Origin of the sequence: Nocardia violaceofusca NBRC 14427 (assembly GCF_963869435.1) — a bacterium.
In the GTDB taxonomy this organism is placed as follows: Bacteria; Actinomycetota; Actinomycetes; order Mycobacteriales; family Mycobacteriaceae; genus Nocardia; species Nocardia aobensis.
Genome location: NZ_CAWMPM010000026.1, coordinates 108,740 through 127,626, shown reverse-complemented (window position 1 = coordinate 127,626; position 18,887 = coordinate 108,740). Strand labels below are relative to the sequence as shown.

Here is an 18,887-nt window from a genome sequence, read left to right as displayed (position 1 = left end):
CGTTCTCCTGTGCGTCATTTCCGGCGGCGGTAACGCGCCGCGGAATGTGTCGGTACCCGCCGATAGCCTGCCAGGTATGTCCGCACCACCGACGGCGACCCCGCCCGAATTACCGGCCGTTTCCCGCGGACCGGCGTTGTCGCCCTCGCGGGCAATCGATTTCAAACAATGTCCGCTCAAATACCGATTACGCGCCATCGACCGCATTCCGGAAACTCCCGGCCGCGACGCCGTGCGCGGAACGGTGGTGCACGCGGTGCTGGAATCGCTGTACGGGCTACCCAGTGGTGAACGCGTTCCGGAGCGCGCCGCGGCGCTGGTGGAGCCGGCGTGGCAGCGTTTGCTGGCAGATCGCCCCGAGATCGAGGTGGTGCTCGAACAAGGCGGTCTCCCACCGTTTCTCGACGAGGTGAGCCGCCTGGTCCGCGACTACTATCACCTCGAGAATCCCACCGGATTCGACCCGGAGTCCTGCGAATCGCTGGTGGAGGTCCGGTTGGCGGACGGGTCGCCGCTGCGCGGTTATGTCGACCGCATCGATATCGCGCCGGACGGCCGGTTGCGGGTCGTCGACTACAAGACCGGCCGCGCTCCAGCGCCCGATGCCGAGCAGAAGGCGCTGTTCCAGCTGAAGTTCTACGCGCTGATCATGTACCGCACCCGCGCAGTGGTCCCGGCCCAGCTGCGGCTGCTGTACCTGCGCGACGGGCAGATCCTGACCTATGCGCCGGACGCGGACGAACTCGTCCGGTTCGAGCGCATCGTGTCGGCCCTGTGGGCGGCGATCACCACCGCCGGCCGCGACGGAGATTTCCCGCCGCGGCCCGGATGGAGCTGCAAATTCTGCGAGTACCGCTCCCTGTGCCCGGCCTACGGCGGTACCCCGCCGCCGTATCCGGGCTGGCCGGACGATGCCGCCGCCACGGTGCCGCACCCGTGACCGGGACGCCGTCCGTCGACGTCAGAAGGCGCGGCAGGAACGGATATCGGTGGCCAGGATCGCCTTGGCACCGAGTTCGGCCAGCTGATCCATCACGCCGTTGCCCTGGTTGCGGGGCACCAGCGCGCGCACGGCGACCCAGTCCGGATCGGTCAGCGGGGACACGGTCGGCGACTCCAGCCCGGGCGTGATCGCGGCGGCGCGGTCCAGCAGATCCTTCGGGCAGTCGTAGTCCAGCATCAGATACTGCTGGGCGAAGACCACGCCTTGGACCCGGGCGATGAGCTGGTTGCGGACCTTGTCGCTGTGATCGGAACCGGTGGCCTCGATCAGCACGGCCTCCGAATCGCACAGCGAATCGCCGAAGGCGACCAGATCGTGCTGGCGCAGGGTGCGGCCGGAGCCGACCACGTCGGCGATGGCATCGGCGACGCCGAGTTGGATGGAGATCTCCACCGCGCCGTCGAGGCGGATCACCTCGGCCTCGATCCCCCGGCGCTGCAGATCCCGCAGCACCAGATTCGGGTAGCTGGTGGCGATCCGCTTGTCGTAGAGGTCCTCGACCTTCCATTCGCGACCGGCGGGGGCGGCGTAGCGGAAGGTGGAGCGGCCGAAACCGAGGCCGAGGCGCTCCTGCACCGGGGCGCCGGAATCCAGCGCCAGGTCGCGGCCGGTGATGCCGAGGTCCAGGCGTCCCGACCCGACGTAGATCGCGATGTCCTTCGGGCGGAGGAAGAAGAATTCGACCTGGTTGGCATTGTCGATCACCGACAGGTCGCGCGAATCGCTGCGTTTGCGGTAGCCGGCCTCGGTGAGAATTTCGACGGCCGATTCGGACAGAGCGCCTTTGTTGGGGACTGCGACGCGAAGCATGGGGTGTCCTTTCGGGACGGGTGGCGGACAGATGTGTCAGGGAGCGGTCGAACCGTGTCGCCCGGAAGCCGTGGTGGCCCGGGCCTCACCCGTCACAGATGTCGGTACACGTCCTCGAGCCGCAGACCGCGGCCCACCATCAGCACCTGCACCCAGTACAGGAGCTGCGAGATCTCTTCGGCCAGCTGTTCGTCGGTCTCGTGTTCGGCGGCGATCCACACCTCACCGGCCTCTTCGATCACCTTCTTGCCCTGCGCGTGGACCCCGGCGTCCAATGCCGCCACGGTTGCGGAACCTTCCGGACGGTTGGCCGCACGATCCTGCAGCTCGGCGAACAGGGTTTCGAAAGTCTTCACGGGAGGCCATTCTTTCAGACGACCGCATATGTCCCGCAATCGGTTATCGGCGCGGGCCCCGCGGTTGCCGCGGGTGTGCGCGCGGTCACCGTCCGGAGGGCGCCGATGCCGCCGGAGCCTCGCGGGGACGATCGATGCGATAGATGTAATGCCATCCGTCATCGATCGGGTTGTCCGGCGGCAGCTCCCCTGCCGCGACTCGGCGCAGACCGGCCTTCTCCAGCGCCCGCCAGGACGCGCGGTTGGCCGCCGCGACGGGGACGACGATGCAGTCGGCGCGCGGATAATCGCCCCAACTCGCCGCGACGACCGCGCGCAGCATCGCCGAACCCAGGCCGCGACCCACCCGCCCCGGCTCGCCGATCAAATAGTCCAGCGACACGGCCTCGCCGGGCACCTCGAGGATCGGCCGCATCTGCTCCACGTACTCGGGCCAATCCGCCCAGCGGATCCGCTGCACCAGCCCGACGGGTTCACCGTCGGCGCTGACGAGCAGATCCTCGGCGGCCACCTCCCCGCGCGCGGTCGGGCCGAAATCGCGTTCGACCGAGGCGGCGTCGAAGTCGTGATGCCACCACCGCCGCACATGCGGTTGCGCCAGCCAATGTCCCAGCAGCGCGAAATCCGCCGGTGTCACCTGGTGCCAGGCGAACTGCGGCATCACCGAGTCGACCACGGGAACGAGGCTAGCAATGCCCTCCGATCAGGCCGAAGCGAGCAGTCCCTCCAGTTCGGACACTGCGGTCCGCAGTTCGTCCGCAAACCGATACATCTGCTCCGCAACGGATTTCGGCGTGGCGAGGTAGATGTTCCAGCGGTCCGGCAGCAGGACGTAGGCGATGCCGATGCACTTCTGGCTGGTGCAGCCGAAACCGAAGTATTCGATATTCGCCGAGGGCGCCGAACTCGTACTCAGGTAGTCGTCGCGGGTGATGATCCAGCCCGGGCTGTCGAAGAAGGGCATCGGCTCGGTCGCGCCCAGTTCGGCGCCGCGCCGGCGCTGCACCCACTGCAGCTCCCACAGATGCTGCTCCGGCGCCTCACCGCGCTGGCACTGTTTGGCGCGCTCCACGTGGGCGGTCGCGGCCGCCCGGGCGGCGGCCAGTTTCGTCGCCGTATCGGCCGACGAATCATCCATGGCGGCAACGAATTCCAGGATCTGCGGGGTCACCACGCGCATCGCCTCGGTGCGGCCGTTGCGATACTGCCGGGTCGCGATCGATTCGTAGGTGGCCCCGATCATCCCCTTGCTGCGCTGATGGGCGAGCTGATAGCTCAACTGCGCGAAGGCGTCCGGCGAGATGCCGAGTTTCTTGGCGCGGCCGGTACCGAAGCGGTCGAACGACACCGTGGTGGTGGCGTTGTCGGCGACGAACTGCGCGAACGCGGCTGCGGCCGAGGAGATCTCACCGCGCAACCGATCGTCGAGCCGGAATTCGATCGGCTCCACCGAGGGCAGTCCCTGCGGTTGCGCCCCCGACTGCGCGGCATGCTCGCCGGCCGGAGCCTCGAGCAACCGGTCGACGAACGACAGGATGGTGGTGCCGTCGAGTCCGCAGTGCTCGACGTTGATACCGGCGCTGCCGTCAGCGAAGACGATCAGCGAGACCGCCTTGTCGAACCACCGGTTACCGCTGTCGCCGTGCAGCAGCTGATCGCCGGCCGCGAGCTGATCGGCCGGGGTCACATCGTCGAGGCAGACGCAGAACAGCGCGGTTTCGATCGACTCCAGTGCCGCCGCGTTCACCGGATCATCGAGCAGACGGGCACGCACACCGGCCCATTCGGCGCGCGCCATGGTGGTCAGATGCCCGGCCGAGGAGTCGACCGGCAGCTGCTCGGGCGCCGCCTTGAGCACGGCCCGCAGTCCGTCGGCGAGGTCCTCCGGGGCGTGCGGCGCACCGCCGGCGCCGATGACTTCCATCCGGAACATGGCGCCGTGGTGGAAGACCACGATGTGACGCGCCTGCGACGGGCCGGGCCATTCGTCGCTGTAGGGCACGCGCACGCTGTCCTGCGGATCGCCCGGAATCCTGGTCTCGGAGAACAGGAATTTGTTCTGCGCCATCGAAAAGTGCGCTCCGCGTTGCACGACCGGCGGGATCTCCTCCCGATCGAGCAGCAGTTTGTAGTTCACCGCGGCGGTGATCAGCGCGGCGGCGCGCTCGGCCTGCTGATCCGAAGTGGACTGCGCCAGTGGCGTGTCGTCGCGGAACAGGAAGAAGAAGTTGGCGTTGACCGCGATCCGGTCGCGACGGCCCAGATAACGCGAGGGCCAGAACTCGTCGAGCCAGCTGCCGACGCCGGGGCTGCTGTCGAACCGTTCCAGATCGGCGTGCAGGATCCGGGCCGGACCGTCGGCGCGCAGCAGATCGGCCACGGCGCGCTCGGTATCGGCGTATTCGTCCTCCGACAGCAGCGGCCGCGACCACTGCAGGAAACGCGCACAGCTGTCGTCGAGCGTGGGCAGCGGCACGCGCGGCAGCTGATCGTCGAAGGCGAAGGTACGGTCGGTCACGGGCGGTCCTCGGGGGTCGGTGTGGATATGTACAGTTCGGCGTGCAGCCAGCCGTCGGATTCGTAGCCGGTCGGATCGATTCCGTTGGCGGTCAACGTATTCAGTACCTGTTGCTGTTCGGCCGCGGAGGCGAAGCGGCGCTGCCGGAAAGTGCCGGGACGGCGTTCGGTCCGGTACCCCAGGGCGGCGAGCTCGCTTGCGATCGGTTCGAAGGCGTACATCCGCAGGACGAAGTGTGCCATCCACGGTAGCCGGGTACCGTGCGCGCGGGCCACCCGTGTGAGGGTGCGGCCGGTGACGTAACCGACGCAGCCCGTAGAGATCACCAGATCCGCCGAACCGATGATCTTCCGCTGCGCCTCGGTGGGATCGCCCGCCTCGAGATCGGCGTGGACGGTTTCGTGCAGCAGTCCGGTGGCGGCCGCGTAGTCCAGCGCCGGTGCGGAGGCGTCCATGCCGATGAAGCGGATCGCGGGCAGCCGGTCGTCGGCGGCCAGGCGGGCGCGGTCGCGGGCGATGCAGGTGGCGGTGTCGGCATCACCGTAGTGCTCGGCCAGATCGGCGACGGTGGTGCCGAAGCGCAGCAGCGCCGCGTTCACCCCGTAGGAGCAGCCCAGGTCCAGGACGGTGGGCGCGGTACCGGTGTGCGCCTCGTAGTCGGCGAACAGTTCGAGGAAAGCGGGCTTCGCCAATTCCGGTATGCAGTAGTCCAATTCGGCCATCCGGCGGCAGTAGGCGCTCGGATCGGGGCGGTCGTAGATATCGTCGAACGAGGCTTTTCCGGTGCTGTGCATCGAAACCGTCACGGGCGATCCTCCTGAGTCGAACGGGTGATCAGTCGAGAAGTCGGTCGCCGCGTACGGCATTGCCCGCCGCGGCCAGATGGTCCGGCAGAACCCGCCCGAACAGTTGCCGGGTGCGTTCGACCGCGCCCACGATGCCCGGGCGGTCGCTGTAGGCGAAGATCGCGCTGTGACGCTGGGTGGCGCCCTCCACCGGTGAGACGCGGTGCAGGGAGAAACGGCCCTGGAACAATTGCAGATCGCCGGGGCGCAGTGTGAGCCGCCGGATGAGTGGCTCACCCGATCCGGTGAGCACCGCCCGTACATCGGCCAGATTCTCCGATTCCGGTGTGCGGATACGCGGGCAGTATTCGAAGACCCCGCCCGCGTCCGGCTCCTGGGTCAGCATCGAGACCGTGAATTCGTTGGTGTCGAAATGCCACGGATGCGACATGCCGGGCGCAACCACGTTGAGGCACAACCCCGCCAGCGGATCGGTGTATTCGTGCAACTGCGGCAGACCGAAGCATTCGGCGACCAATCGCTGGAACGCCGCACTCGTGTAGAGCACCTGGATCACCGCGGTCCGGGGAATGAGATCCCGCGCGACGAAGGCGTTTCCGCGCTCGAGCACGATCGTGGCCGGGTGGTCGGGCGGCAGGTCGCTGTCGAGCGGAATGTTGTACGCGTTGACCTTCTGGACCGTGTAGTAGGCGTGTGGGGCGAGTTCGGCGCCCTCCTCGCGCAGCGTGGCCAGCAGGTCCGGGCGCACGAAGCCGGGCAGGACGGTGCAGCCGTCGGCGGCGAGGTCCTCGCGCGCTCGGCGCACCACCTCGTCCCACCGCGCGCTGCCGGGTGCGTCCAGCGGATAGCGCTCGGTGTCGACGACGGCGGTCAAAGCCGGTCCGGCCGCACCACCCAGCCGTTCCGAAGTGCTCTCTCCCCCAGCCGTTTCACCGCTCCCCCGGCCCATTTCACCCACGTTGCCACAACCCCCTGTCGCCGCCATGAAGATCATTGTGACCTGCCGGACGCCATCGCACAGCAGATTCCCGGATATCATTGGGAAACCTCACAAACCCTCGAGTAACCATGTGCGCCAGCGATATTCGCGACCACAACGCCGCGGCGCACCGCTGCCCGCCCGGCCGGCGCGCACGGGCGGTAGGGTCGCGAGATGGCGCCACTGCGGGTGGGCACCGTCCCGACCACCTCCGACGAATTCATCGGCCGCGAACCGGAACTGGGGCGGCTGGCCACCCTGCTGTCCGGGCCCGCGCGACTGATCACGGTCATCGGCGCGGGTGGGCTGGGCAAGACTCGCCTGGTCACCGAGGCCGTGCACCGGTTGCCCCGGACCGGCGGGCGACGCGTGCACTGGGTACGTCTGGCGCGCCTGGCGGCGGGGACGGACGCGGCCGGCGTGGCCGAGGAAGTGGTGCGCGCGGTCGTCGATCACGACTTCTCCGGGCGGGATCCCTGGCCCGCGCTCAGCGATACCCTCACTGCCGCCGCCGCGCCACCGGTGCTGGTCATGGACAACTGCGAACACGTCACCGACGGCGCGGGACAGGTGATCGCCGAGCTGATCGAGACGGTGCCGGGCCTGACGGTGCTGGCCACCAGCCGTCGCCCCCTCGGCTGGATCGACGAGCAGCTCCTACCGCTCCCGCCGTTGACGCAGCGCCAGGCCGTGGAGTTGTTCCACAAGCGCGCGGCGCTGACCGGTACCGTGCTGAGCCCCGACAGCGCCGGCACGGTGGCCTCCATCTGCCGGCATCTGCACCACTACCCGCTGCACATCCGGCTCGCGGCGGCCCGGCTGCGGCGGCGGCCGCCGGCCGTGATCCTGCGCGATCTCGACGGCCGGGCCGGCGACACCCGCCTGCACTGGCCGCCCGCCACTCTGGTCGGCGCGGACACCCGGCATCGCGGTATCACCGACGTGATCGCGTGGTCGTTCGAACTGTGCGACGCGCGCGAACGGCTGCTGTTCGAGCGGATGTCGGTCTTCGCACCCGGATACGACGTCAATCCCGCCGACGCCGACGACGACTCGGGTCTCGAGGTGGGCGCCGACCTCGACGCGATCGTGGCCGTCTGTTCCGGCCTCGACACCTCCGACGGTTCCGCAGCGGAGCCGGCCGCCGCGGAGGTCGAGGAACTGCTCGAACGACTGGCCGACCAATCGCTGGTCACCGTGCATCTGAGCGCCCGCGAGGTGCGCTATTCGCTGCTGGAGAGTCTGCGGCTGTTCGCCCGGGAGCGCCTGGCCGAACGCGATCCGTGTGAGCCGCGGCGGCTGGCGGACCGGCACCGCCGCTATTACCGCGACCGGATCACCAGTTCCGACGACGGCGACGGCCGGTTGCCGCAGTGGGCGCGCGCGTCGTGGGACAACCTGCTGATCGCCATCGACCGCAGCCTGGACTCGCCCGACGACGCGGTGGCCGGGCTGGAGATCGCACTGGGGATGATCGCGTTGCATGTGCCCTTCTTCCGGGGTTCGTTGCGCGAATCACGGCGTCGCGCCGAGAAGACCCTGGCCGTCGCCGAATCCGCGCCCGAGCCACTGCGGATCCGCGCGATGGCCACGATCGCCTGGATCTGCCTGTGCCAGGGGCAGCCCGGCGAGGCGGAGGAGCTGCTCGACCGCTGCGTGGCGGCCGCGGTGCCCGAGCCGGCGGCACGGGCACGGTTGGCCGCCGACCCCACCGCCGACGTTCCGCTGCCCGCCCCGGTGGTATTCACCCTGGGCTGCCGGTTGATGCTCGTCGATCAGGATGTGCGCGCACTGGTGCTCCTCTCCCGTGCTCGCGAAATGTTCACCACCGCAGCCGATTACGGGCACGCGGCGATCAGCGCGCTGTTCGAGGCACTCGCCGCCGCCTTCCTCGGTACGCCCGAGCAGGCTCTCGCCGTGACCGCCCGCCACCTCGAAGCGGCGGATTCGGGTGCGGACTGGGCGAAGTCGTGGGCCGAGATCGCGCGCATCATCGCCGAAACCTTGCACGGCGACGCGCGGTGGGCCGCCGCGGCCGCGCCCGCCACCTTGGCCCGGCAGGTCGCGACCCGCGACACGTGGGGTGTGGTGTGGTCGGTCCACGCGCGGGCGTGGGCACTGGCGCGGCTGACCCTCGACGCGCGCCCTCCGGCCGTGCCCCGCGCGACGGCCGTGGAGATCGCGCGACTGCTCGGCGCCGCGGCGGCGCTGCGACGCCGGCTCGGCGTCGAGATCGCCCAGCTGCGACCCTTCGTGGCGGAAACCGACCGCGCGGCCGACGGGATGCGGCGGTTATCGGGTCCGCGCGCCTTCGACGCCGCCTACCGCGAGGGCACCGAGATGTGCCCGACATTGACCGAGATCAGCAGACTCGCCTGCGATATCGCTGCGCCGGACGAGCGCCCGGCCCGCCCGCACGCACCGGAATGGGATCTACTGACCCGGGCCGAACAGGAGGTCGCCGCTCTGGCGGCGGCGGGCTGGACCAATGGCGACATCGCGGCGCGACGCGGCAGTTCGGCGCGCACGGTGGACGCTCAGGTCGCAGCCGTCCTGCGGAAGCTCGCGGTGACTTCGCGCGCCGACATCGCACCGCGGGTGCCGCCCGAGCGCCGCGCCCGCGCCGAACACACACCGCGTCCGCGGCGGTACCGCACCGAGTCCGCGGGGCCGACGAGCGCGGTGACTCGTGTCAGCGAGCGCCCGCGTGAACCAGGGCCAGCTCGTCGACGGTGAGGCCCACCAGCGATTCGCGGAATTCGAGTCCGGGCCGCGACGGGACCGCGATTTCGCACGGCACCACCAGCACCCGGCATCCGGCGGCCAGCGCCGCGGCCGAGCCGGTCGGCGAATCCTCCACGGCCACACAATCTTCCGGTGCGACGCCGAGCAACCGCGCGGCGCGCAGATAGGGATCGGGCGCGGGTTTGCCGCTGTCGACCTCGTCGCCGCAGACCGAGGCGTCGAACATGTGACGACCCAGCGTCTCCAGGCACAGCTCGGTGATCGATCGCTTGGTGTTGGTCACCAGCGCGGCCGGCAGACCCGCCGTCCGCAGCGTGGCCAGCGCGTCCTGAGCACCGGGCCGCCACGGAATGGGCCCGGCCATCAGTTCGGTGACCCGGCGCTCGAGCCACTGTCCCGCCGCCAGCATCGCCGCCGGGTCGAGTTCCAGGCCTAGTCCGTCGAACAGGATCCGCAGCGCGTTGCGGGCGTCGGCGCCGATCAGCGCGTGCCGGAGGGCGTCGGTCATCCGGCCGCCGAGTTCCTCGGCGAGTTCGCGCACGCCGATATCCCAGAGCTTCTCCGAATCCAGCAGGGTGCCGTCCATATCCCACAGCACGGCGGCCACAGTCACCCGGAGCTCTCCTTCCGATTCCGCATCAGGTTCCCGACGCGGTGATGAGCATCCGGCCGGTGGCCGTATCCACCGTGAACCAGCGGCTCTCGGAGGTGACGGTCCCGTTCTTCAGGGTATAGGTGAGCGTCGCGACCGCCCGCCCGGGACCGCTCTGCGTCACCCCGCCGACCCGCACCGACGACACCGTCGACCAGAAATTCGAGTACTGCGCGTAGCCGCCGGTCTGGGATTGGTACGACGGTGCCAACTCGGCCCAGGCACCGCTGGTGTTACCGGGCAGCATGCCGTAGTAGCCGGAGATGAAGCCCGCGACGTCGGCCGACTGGGCCGGGCCGTAGGGAGCGCTGGTTCCGGGAGGGGCCGTCCGGGACGCGCTCGCACCGGGCGCCAGGACGCCGTTCGGCGCCGGAGGCGGGGTCTGTCCGCTGGGCACGGGGCTGCCGAGCGATGCGCTGCCACCCGCACCGTTGGACGAGGATCCGCCGGGCGCATCCGGGGTCGCGGCGCCGGGCGGTGCGAAGGCGGTCGCCGAGGGCTGCTCCGGCGCCGAGGTGGTGCCGTTCCCCGCCGCCGCGGTGTGGTTGTCATCGGACCCGGATGTCGCCACCAATCCGATGATCACGGCGACGACGAGGACGGCGGCAGCGGCGGCCGCCCAGATCCGCCGGTCGCGCAGCGGGCCCGGCTTCGGTTGCGGCGCGGGTGTTCTCGCGGTGGATCCGCCTGCGACGGCGGCGGCACCGGCCGCCGCGGTGGTCTTCTCGGGAGCCGACAGCACCGTGGTCGCGACGGCGTCGGCGCCCGGTTGCGGGAGCACCTTGGTGGCCGCGGGGACCAACGCCGCCGATCGGCCCTCGGCGACGGCCTCGAGCGCCTGTTGGGCCTCCCGCATGGTGGGCCGGTCGGCGCCGTCGGCGGCCAGCAGGCTCATCAGCACCGGGCCCAGCGATTCGGCGCGCTTCGGCTCGGGCACCTTGGCACTGACCACCGAATGCAGCACCGCCAGCGGGTTGTCCCCCTCGCCGAACGGCGGCGCGCCCTCGACCGCGGCATACAGCGTCGACCCCAGCGCGAACACATCGGACGACGGTTCCGGATCCTCACCGCGCGCGATCTCCGGCGACAGATACGCCGGGGTGCCGGCCAGGAATCCGGTCGAGGTGACCGTGACGTCACCGACGGCGCGCGAGATGCCGAAGTCGGTGATCTTCACCGTCCCGTTGTCGGCGACGAGGATGTTCGCGGGCTTCACGTCCCGATGCACGATGCCGGCGTCGTGCGCGGCGGCGAGCGCCGCGGCGACCTTCGCCCCGATCCGGGCCACTTCACGCGGTTCGAGCGGGCCTTTGTCGCGCATCAGCGCCGCCAGGCTCTGCGCGTCGACGTACTCCATCACCAGCCAGGGCTGGCCGTCCTCCTCCGCGACGTCGAAGACGGTGACCGCGTTCTGGTGGTGCAGCCGTGCCGCGATGCGTCCCTCCCGCATGGCGCGCATCTTCGCTTCGAGCGCCTGCGCCTTGGTCAGTCCGGGCGCCAGCAGCAGCTGCTTGACCGCGACGGTGCGCCGCAGCCGAACGTCACTGGCGCGCCACACCACGCCCATGGCTCCGCTGCCGATGGGATCGGCCAGTCGGTACCGCCCGGCGATCAGCCGATCTGAAGTCATGGTGTCGAACCCCTCCTGCGCTCACACGCCGAGCACCCCACCACTATGTGTGACGCACGGAAACGCTAAAAGTTTACGCGTTGAAGTACTTGGCTTCCGGATGCAGCAGAACGAAGGCGTCGGTCGACTGTTCCGGATGCAGCTGCAACTCCTCCGACAGCGATACACCGATCCGGTCCGCCTCGAGCAGCGACACCAGTTTCGCGCGGTCCTCGAGTTCGGGGCAGGCGCCGTAACCGAAGGAGTAGCGTGCGCCACGGTAGCCGAGTTTGAAGTAATCCGTCACCTCGGCGGGGTCCTCGTCGGCAACCGAATGCCCTTCCAGCACAAGCTCTTCCCGGATCCGGCGATGCCAGTATTCGGCCAGCGCCTCGGTGAGCTGCACCCCGATGCCGTGCACCTCGAGGTAGTCGCGGTAGTTGTTCGCCGCGAACAGTTCGTTGGCGAAGTCGGCGATCGGCTGCCCCATCGTGACCAGCTGGAAAGGCAGGACGTCGACCTGGCCGCGCTCGGTGGCCAGCTTCCGCGAGCGCACGAAGTCGGCGATGCACAGGAACCGGTCGCGCTGCTGACGCGGGAAGGTGAACCGATACCGTTGCGGCGCAGCGGGATCCGGTTCGGTGAGAACGATCACGTCGTCGCCCTCGGACACGGCCGGGAAGTAGCCGTAGACCACCGCCGCGTGCTGCAGCACTCCCTCGGTGGACAACCGGTCCAGCCAGTACCGCAGCCGAGGGCGGCCGTCGGATTCGACCAGATCCTCGTAGCTCGGCCCCTCGTCGCCGCGCTGTCCACGCAGACCCCACTGCCCCAGGAACAGCGCGCGCTCGTCGAGCAGGCCCGAGTATTCGCCCACCGCAAGGCCTTTGATCACCCGGGTGCCCCAGAACGGCGGCACCGGCACCGGCAGGTCGGCGGCGACGTCCGAGCGCTCGGGCACCTCGACGGGCGCCTCCTTGGCGCGCCGTTCGGCCGCGATGCGCTTGGACCGCTCGTGACGGGCCTTGCGCTCGGCGGCCTTGGCGCGTTCGGCCTCGGCCTCGGGGCTGTCCGGATCGACCGCGCCGCCGCGCTTGCGGGTCATGATGTCGTCCATCAGGCGCAGGCCCTCGAACGCGTCGCGGGCGTAGTGCACATCGCCGGCGTAGACGTCGGTGAGATCGTTCTCGACGTAGGAGCGGGTCAGCGCGGCGCCGCCCAACAGCACCGGGAACTGGTCGGCGACCCCGCGGGTGTTCATCTCCTCGAGGTTCTCCTTCATCACCACCGTCGACTTGACCAGCAGGCCCGACATGCCGATCACATCGGCCTTCTTGTCGGTGGCCGCGTCCAGAATCGCCGAAATCGGTTGTTTGATACCGAGATTGACGACCTCGTAGCCGTTGTTGGACAGGATGATGTCGACCAGGTTCTTGCCGATGTCGTGCACATCGCCCTTGACCGTCGCCAGCACGATGCGGCCCTTGCCCGAATCGTCGGTGGCCTCCATATGCGGTTCCAGGTGCGCCACCGCGGTCTTCATGACCTCTGCGGACTGCAGCACGAACGGCAACTGCATCTGCCCCGAACCGAACAGCTCACCGACAGTCTTCATCCCCGCGAGCAGGGTTTCGTTGATGATCTGCAGCGGCGGCACTTCCCGCATCGCCGCGTCCAGATCGTCCTCGAGGCCGTTGCGGTCGCCGTCGACGATGCGCCGCTCCAGGCGTTCGAACAGCGGCAGCGCGGCCAGCTCGTCGGCGCGCGAGGCCTTCGCCGAGGCCGCCGAGACGCCCTCGAACATGGCCATCAGCGTCTGCAGCGGGTCGTAACCCTCGCGGCGGCGGTCGTAGATCAGATCCAGCGCCGCGGTGCGCTGATCCTCCGGGATCCGGCTCATCGGCAGGATCTTGGAGGCGTGCACGATCGCCGAATCCAGCCCGGCTTCCACACATTCGTGCATGAACACCGAGTTCAGCACCTGCCGGGCGGCGGGGTTGAGGCCGAAGGAGATGTTCGACAGGCCGAGGGTGGTCTGCACCTGCGGGTGCCGCCGTTTGAGCTCGCGGATGCCCTCGATGGTCTCGATGCCGTCGCGACGCGATTCCTCCTGCCCGGTACCCAGGGTGAAGGTCAGGCAGTCGACGATGATGTCGCTCTCGGCCAGCCCCCAGTTGCCGGTGATGTCGGCGATCAGCCGCTCGGCGATCTCCACCTTGTGCTCCGCCGTGCGGGCCTGGCCGTTCTCGTCGATGGTCAGCGCCACCACGGCGGCGCCGTGCTCGGCGACCAGGCGCATGATCTGCTGGAAGCGCGAATCGGGCCCGGCGCCGTCCTCGTAGTTCACCGAGTTGACCGCGCACCGCCCGCCCAGATGTTCCAGACCGGCCTGCAGCACCGGCGGCTCGGTGGAGTCGAGCATGATCGGCAGCGTCGAGGCGGTGGCGAGCCGGCCCGCCAGCTCCGCCATGTCGACGCTGCCGTCGCGGCCGACGTAGTCGACACACAGATCCAGCATGTGCGCGCCGTCGCGGGTCTGGTCCTTGGCGATGTCGAGGCATTTCTGCCAGTCGCCGGCCAGCATCGCCTCACGGAAAGCCTTGGAGCCGTTGGCGTTGGTGCGCTCGCCGATCATCATGATCGAGGCGTCCTGTTCGAACGGCACCGAGGTGTACATCGACGACACACTCGGCTCGTGCTCCGGATTGCGCTGGACCGGAGCCACATTCGCGACCGCGTCGGCGACCTCGCGGATGTGCTGCGGGGTGGTGCCACAGCAGCCGCCGACCAGCGCGAGGCCGAATTCGGTGACGAAGCCGTGCAGCGCGCTCGCCAATTCGCCCGGGGTGAGCGGATATTCGGCGCCGTTGGCCCCCAGCACCGGCAGCCCCGCATTCGGCATCACCGACACCGGCAGCTGGGCGTGCTTGGACAGATGGCGCAGATGTTCGCTCATCTCGTCCGGGCCGGTGGCGCAATTGAGACCGATCATGTCGACACCGAGCGGTTCGATCGCGGTCAGCGCCGCGCCGATCTCACTGCCGACCAGCATGGTTCCCGTGGTCTCGACCGTGACGTGGGTGATGATCGGAATGCGCCGCCCGGCCCGCTCCATCGCCCGGCGGCTGCCGGTGACCGCGGCCTTCACCTGCAGCAGGTCCTGACACGTCTCGATCAGGATGGCGTCCGCGCCGCCGTCGAGCATGCCCAGCGCGGCCTCGGTGTAGGCATCGCGCAGCGCGACGTAGGGAGCATGGCCCAGGGTGGGCAGTTTGGTGCCGGGGCCCATCGATCCCAGCACGTAGCGGGGCGTGCCCTCGCCGGAGGGACCCATCTCGTCGGCCACCTCGCGGGCGAGCCGGGTGCCGCGTTCGGACAGATCGCGGATCCGGTCGGCGATGTCGTAGTCGGCCAGGTTGGGCAGATTGCAGCCGAAGGTATTGGTCTCGACCGCGTCGGCGCCGGCCTCGTAATAGGCGCGGTGGATGCCGCGCAGCACGTCCGGGCGGGTCTCGTTGAGAATCTCGTTGCAACCCTCGAGGCCGCGGAAGTCGTCGAGCGTCAGATCCGCGGCCTGCAACATGGTGCCCATCGCCCCGTCGCCGATCACGACACGCCGGGCAAGCGTGTCGAGCAACGTGGTATCGAACTCGGCGCGGGAGGACACAGACATGTACCCCAGAGTAGTGGGCGGCCCCGACAATCCTGACCACCGGACCGGGCGGCCCGCACCACATCGTCCTCGACACGCGGTATCCCGCAATATGCGGTGAACGACACCGCCGCCACGCCGTAGGCTGACCGGGTGAACCCCAGTGCCTCATCCGATCCGGCAATGCCTACGTTGCGCGATCCGGTTCTCGTCGCCGCCTTCGAAGGCTGGAACGACGCGGCCGACGCCGCCAGCGGCGCCGTCGAACATCTGGAATTGATCTGGGACGCCGAACCGCTGGCCGAACTGGATTCCGAAGACTACTACGACTACCAGGTCAACCGGCCGACCGTACGCCAGGTCGACGGCGTGACCCGCGAGATCCAGTGGCCCTCGACCACCCTGTCGGTGTGCTCGCCTCCCGGTAGCGAGCGCGACATCGTGTTGCTGCACGGCATCGAGCCGAATATGCGCTGGCGAGCGTTCTGCTCCGACATCATCGAGCTGATCGAGCAACTACAGGTGACGACGGTGGTGATCCTGGGAGCACTGCTCGCGGACACCCCGCACACCCGGCCGGTCCCGGTCACCGGCACCGCCTACAGCAAGGAAGCGGCCGAACAGTTCAGCCTGGAACAAACGCGCTACGAGGGACCGACCGGCATCACCGGCGTGCTGCAGGACGCGTGCGTGCGAGCGGGCGTGCCGGCCATCTCCTTCTGGGCAGCGGTTCCCCACTACGTCTCCCAGCCGCCGAATCCGAAGGCGACCATCGCGCTGCTGCGCCGGGTCGAAGACGTGCTCGATCTCGAGGTCCCGCTGGGCGAGCTGCCCGCGCAGGCCGAGGACTGGGAGTCGGCGGTCGACGAGATGACCGAGGGTGACGAGGAGGTCACCGAATACGTGCGGTCGCTGGAAGAGCGCGGCGATGCCGCGGTCGACCTCGACGACGCGATGGCCAAGATCGACGGCGACGCGATCGCCGCGGAATTCGAGAAGTATCTGCGCCGGCGAGGCGGCGGCAAGGGCGGATTCGGCCTGTAACCGGTGGCGGCGGCGGACACTCGGCCGGCGGGCGGGTCCCGCGGCCGCGTGCCCGGCGACCGGCCGCACACGGTCAGGTCTCGATGGTCAGCACCTGGGCTTCCGCGTCGTGGGCCAGCTTCGCGATCAGCACGTCGCGCGGAATCGTCTGGCCCGCAAGATGATCGAGCGACGGAACCACCACATGGTGTGCCTCGGCCCGCTTGAGCTCCGCCGTGAGCTCGGCGAACGCGGCGCCGTCACCCTGGGTCGATTCATGGAACGTCGCGGCGAAGCAGAGGCCGACTTCGCTGGCCAGGGTGCACATCGCATCCTCCAGCTCGGCAGCGTGACCGTCGGCTAAGTCGTCACGCACGTATCCATAGATCAACGCTTCCACCCGAACCTCCGTTTGGATGTGTAAGGGACTCGCTGTTCTGTTGTGGATCACCTGCTTGTGGATCACCCGCTGTGGACGGGAAAACCGCCCGAATCGAGCATCCGTCATCTGCAAATGCAATTGCAGATGTCAATGACGGACAACCGCGTGCCCTATCGGGTCCACCGGCGTTAACTGGTGGGATACTACAGACGTGGCCGTGAGTGACGATCGACCCGTCTGGGCTGTCAGGATGCGCTCCGAACGAGACGCGCGGGGGTGGTCCCAAGCGGATGCCGTCCGCGCGATGCGCGCGAAGTCATCCCACAACCTGCCGACAGACAGTACCCTCCTACGCAATTGGCGCCGTTGGGAATCGGGTGAGTCGCGCCCGGACGATTTCTACGCGCCGATCATCGCCGCGGCGTTCGACACCGTCACCGCGGCGTTTTTCCCCAAGGCGCGCCCGAATCGGGACGACGAACTTTTGTCGTCAACGGGAATGGACACGCTCGAGTTCATCGGCCGGCTGCGGATGTCCGACATCTCTTCGGCCACACTGGATGCCATTCGCATCACCGCCGAGCGACTGTGCTGCGAATATCCCTTCGCCGACCCGCACGAACTGCATACCGAGGGCACCGCGTGGCTGCGGCGCATCACCTCGCTGCTGGACGGACGGCTGACCCTGGCTCAGCATCGCGAGGTGCTGGTCCTCGCCGGCTGGGTGGCGTTGCTGGTCGGCTGTGTCGACTACGACCTGGGCCGGCGCACCGCCGCGGAGGCGACCCGCCGCGCGGCGCTGTCGCTGGGCCAGGAGGCCGAACATCCCGAAATCGTCGGCTGGGGTGCGGAAATGGCGGCGTGGTTCGCCATCACCCAGGGCAATTATCGCGGTGCGATCGAGGTGGCCGAGTCCGCCCTCGACAACTGCCGTGGCATGGGTGTCGGCGTGCAGCTGGCGGCGCAGCAGGCCAAGGCCTGGGCGCGCATCGGTGATCGCGAGGCGATGGAACGCGCGCTCGAGCGCGGCCGAGATATCTTGCGGCAATTGGACAATCCAGTAAATCTGGACAACCACTTCGTGGTCGACGCGCAGAAATTCGATTTCTACGCCATGGATTGCTGCCGGGTCGCCGGTGACAACCGCCCGGCGGAAGCCTATGCCCGCCAGGTGATCCGCAGCGCCACGGGCCTCGACGGTTCGGTCCGCCAGCCGATGCGCGTCTCCGAGGCACAGCTGACCTTGGCCGTGGTGGCGGTCCGCGATCGCGATCTGGAGCTCGCCGTCGACGAGGCGATGCGCGCGTTCGAGGGCAAACGCCGCTCGCTGCCGTCGCTGCTGTGGATCGCGGGTGAGGCGGCGCGGGAGATGATCGAACGCTATCCGTCCGATCCCCGCACCCGCACCTATCTCGAGCAGTTGCGGGTCCTGTCGATGAGCTGAGCGGATTGCGTTGCGCCGCTGAATTGCGTTGCTGAATTGCACAGGGCCGCCGGGGTTGTACGCTGCGACGAATGGACTTCAGTCTGCGCAGCTGCTCGTGGCACGGGCACGCGACCTACGCCCCCGACGAAGCGGAACTCGCTGCGCGCCTGCATGTTTCGACGGCCGCGGGCGAGGCTTGGCGGTGTCTGCGCTGCGGGAATTTCGTGATCGGCGAGCCGCGGGGGCGCGGCCCGGCCGATGCGGCGCCCGAGGTGCCGCGTGGGCGGCTGCTGCGCGACCGGCTGATCATGCGGCTGCTGGCCGCCGAGCGTGTGGTGCGCGGACTGGTGTTCGTGGTGCTCGCCGCCGGGGTGTTCAAGGTACGCAATTCGCAGGAGCAGTTGCATGCCGCCTTCGATCGGGAGCTGCCGCTGATCCGCCCACTCGCCGACCAGATCGGCTGGAATCCCGACAATTCCAAGATCGTCGCGTTCATCGAGAAGGGCTGGACGCTCTCGCCGGCCGTGCTCACCTGGATCGCGGTGGGGTTGCTGGCCTATGCCGTCATCGAATTCGTGGAGGCCGTGGGCCTGTGGTATGTGCAGCGCTGGGGCGAGTACTTCGCGGTGATCGCCACCTCGCTGTTCCTGCCGCTGGAAATCTACGAACTCACCGAGCGCATCACCGTCATCCGCGCCGGCGCGCTGGTGATCAACGTCGCCGCGGTGCTCTGGTTGCTGTGGTCCAAGCGGTTGTTCGGCCTCAACGGCGGTGGCGCCGCCTACCACCGCGAGCACAGTGAGGAGAGCCTGCTGACCGTGGAACGCTCCGCGGTCGCCACCGAAGCGGGGTGACGGCACGCCGAGGCCCGGGTGCGCCGCCGCGGTGCACGGGCAGGTATTACGCTCGTGCCGGTGACCGAGTCC

15 protein-coding genes are annotated in these 18,887 nt (G+C 69.0%); 5 read left to right on the top strand and 10 right to left on the bottom strand.

Annotated features, from left to right (window positions below):
- Nucleotides 1–76 precede the first annotated feature (76 nt).
- Nucleotides 77–940: a RecB family exonuclease gene (locus tag AC5592_RS22200; protein ID WP_063065320.1), complete on the top strand. Its 864-nt coding sequence runs from the start codon at nucleotides 77–79 to the stop codon at nucleotides 938–940.
- A 21-nt stretch (nucleotides 941–961) separates the two neighbouring features.
- Here the strand turns inward: AC5592_RS22200 and hisG are convergent, their stop codons facing one another.
- The 6 genes from hisG to AC5592_RS22170 form a co-directional block, all read right to left on the bottom strand.
- On the bottom strand, nucleotides 962–1,813 hold the full coding sequence (gene hisG / locus AC5592_RS22195; protein WP_036501811.1) for an ATP phosphoribosyltransferase: 852 nt from the start codon (nucleotides 1,811–1,813) through the stop codon (nucleotides 962–964).
- A 92-nt stretch (nucleotides 1,814–1,905) separates the two neighbouring features.
- Entirely contained in the window at nucleotides 1,906–2,169 is a 264-nt protein-coding gene (locus tag AC5592_RS22190; RefSeq protein WP_030518144.1) for a phosphoribosyl-ATP diphosphatase, read from the bottom strand.
- 85 nt (nucleotides 2,170–2,254) lie between these two features.
- Entirely contained in the window at nucleotides 2,255–2,845 is a 591-nt protein-coding gene (locus tag AC5592_RS22185; protein WP_232329495.1) for a GNAT family N-acetyltransferase, read from the bottom strand.
- Nucleotides 2,846–2,872: 27 nt separating this feature from the next.
- Nucleotides 2,873–4,687 carry a choline/carnitine O-acyltransferase gene (locus tag AC5592_RS22180; protein WP_063065319.1) on the bottom strand — a complete coding sequence of 605 codons (1,815 nt, stop codon included), beginning with the start codon at nucleotides 4,685–4,687 and terminating at the stop codon, nucleotides 2,873–2,875.
- Nucleotides 4,684–5,493, bottom strand: a complete 810-nt coding sequence (locus tag AC5592_RS22175; protein WP_198163911.1) for a class I SAM-dependent methyltransferase — start codon at nucleotides 5,491–5,493, stop codon at nucleotides 4,684–4,686. The genes AC5592_RS22180 and AC5592_RS22175 overlap by 4 nt, the downstream gene beginning before the upstream one ends.
- Before the next feature lie 28 nt (nucleotides 5,494–5,521).
- Nucleotides 5,522–6,478, bottom strand: coding sequence for a HalD/BesD family halogenase (locus tag AC5592_RS22170; protein WP_232329494.1), 957 nt, complete (start codon nucleotides 6,476–6,478; stop codon nucleotides 5,522–5,524).
- Between the two features lie 168 nt (nucleotides 6,479–6,646).
- Here AC5592_RS22170 and AC5592_RS22165 point away from each other — a divergent pair, with 168 nt between their 5' ends.
- Nucleotides 6,647–9,208 (top strand): ATP-binding protein, encoded by a 2,562-nt coding sequence (locus tag AC5592_RS22165; protein WP_063065318.1) that lies wholly within the window; start codon nucleotides 6,647–6,649, stop codon nucleotides 9,206–9,208.
- Here the strand turns inward: AC5592_RS22165 and AC5592_RS22160 are convergent.
- The 3 genes from AC5592_RS22160 to metH form a co-directional block, all read right to left on the bottom strand.
- The gene (locus AC5592_RS22160) at nucleotides 9,165–9,830 is read right to left on the bottom strand and encodes an HAD family hydrolase (RefSeq protein ID WP_036501835.1); all 666 of its coding nucleotides are present in this window, start codon (nucleotides 9,828–9,830) and stop codon (nucleotides 9,165–9,167) included. The genes AC5592_RS22165 and AC5592_RS22160 overlap by 44 nt on opposite strands.
- A 25-nt stretch (nucleotides 9,831–9,855) precedes the next feature.
- On the bottom strand, nucleotides 9,856–11,499 hold the full coding sequence (locus tag AC5592_RS22155) for a serine/threonine-protein kinase (protein WP_063065317.1): 1,644 nt from the start codon (nucleotides 11,497–11,499) through the stop codon (nucleotides 9,856–9,858).
- 73 nt (nucleotides 11,500–11,572) lie between these two features.
- Nucleotides 11,573–15,151 carry a methionine synthase gene (gene metH / locus AC5592_RS22150; RefSeq protein ID WP_063065316.1) on the bottom strand — a complete coding sequence of 1,193 codons (3,579 nt, stop codon included), beginning with the start codon at nucleotides 15,149–15,151 and terminating at the stop codon, nucleotides 11,573–11,575.
- A gap of 162 nt (nucleotides 15,152–15,313) precedes the next feature.
- Here metH and AC5592_RS22145 point away from each other — a divergent pair, with 162 nt between their 5' ends.
- Nucleotides 15,314–16,174, top strand: coding sequence for a PAC2 family protein (locus AC5592_RS22145; RefSeq protein ID WP_232329493.1), 861 nt, complete (start codon nucleotides 15,314–15,316; stop codon nucleotides 16,172–16,174).
- Between the two features lie 73 nt (nucleotides 16,175–16,247).
- Here AC5592_RS22145 and AC5592_RS22140 read toward each other — a convergent pair whose 3' ends face one another.
- Nucleotides 16,248–16,553 carry a hypothetical protein gene (locus AC5592_RS22140; protein WP_036501858.1) on the bottom strand — a complete coding sequence of 102 codons (306 nt, stop codon included), beginning with the start codon at nucleotides 16,551–16,553 and terminating at the stop codon, nucleotides 16,248–16,250.
- A gap of 286 nt (nucleotides 16,554–16,839) precedes the next feature.
- On the opposite strand from AC5592_RS22140, the gene AC5592_RS22135 reads away from it, so the two are divergent.
- Nucleotides 16,840–17,979, top strand: a complete 1,140-nt coding sequence (locus AC5592_RS22135) for an NsdA family TPR-like regulatory protein (RefSeq protein ID WP_063065356.1) — start codon at nucleotides 16,840–16,842, stop codon at nucleotides 17,977–17,979.
- 71 nt (nucleotides 17,980–18,050) lie between these two features.
- Nucleotides 18,051–18,815, top strand: a complete 765-nt coding sequence (locus AC5592_RS22130) for a DUF2127 domain-containing protein (RefSeq protein WP_036501861.1) — start codon at nucleotides 18,051–18,053, stop codon at nucleotides 18,813–18,815.
- Nucleotides 18,816–18,887 lie beyond the last annotated feature (72 nt).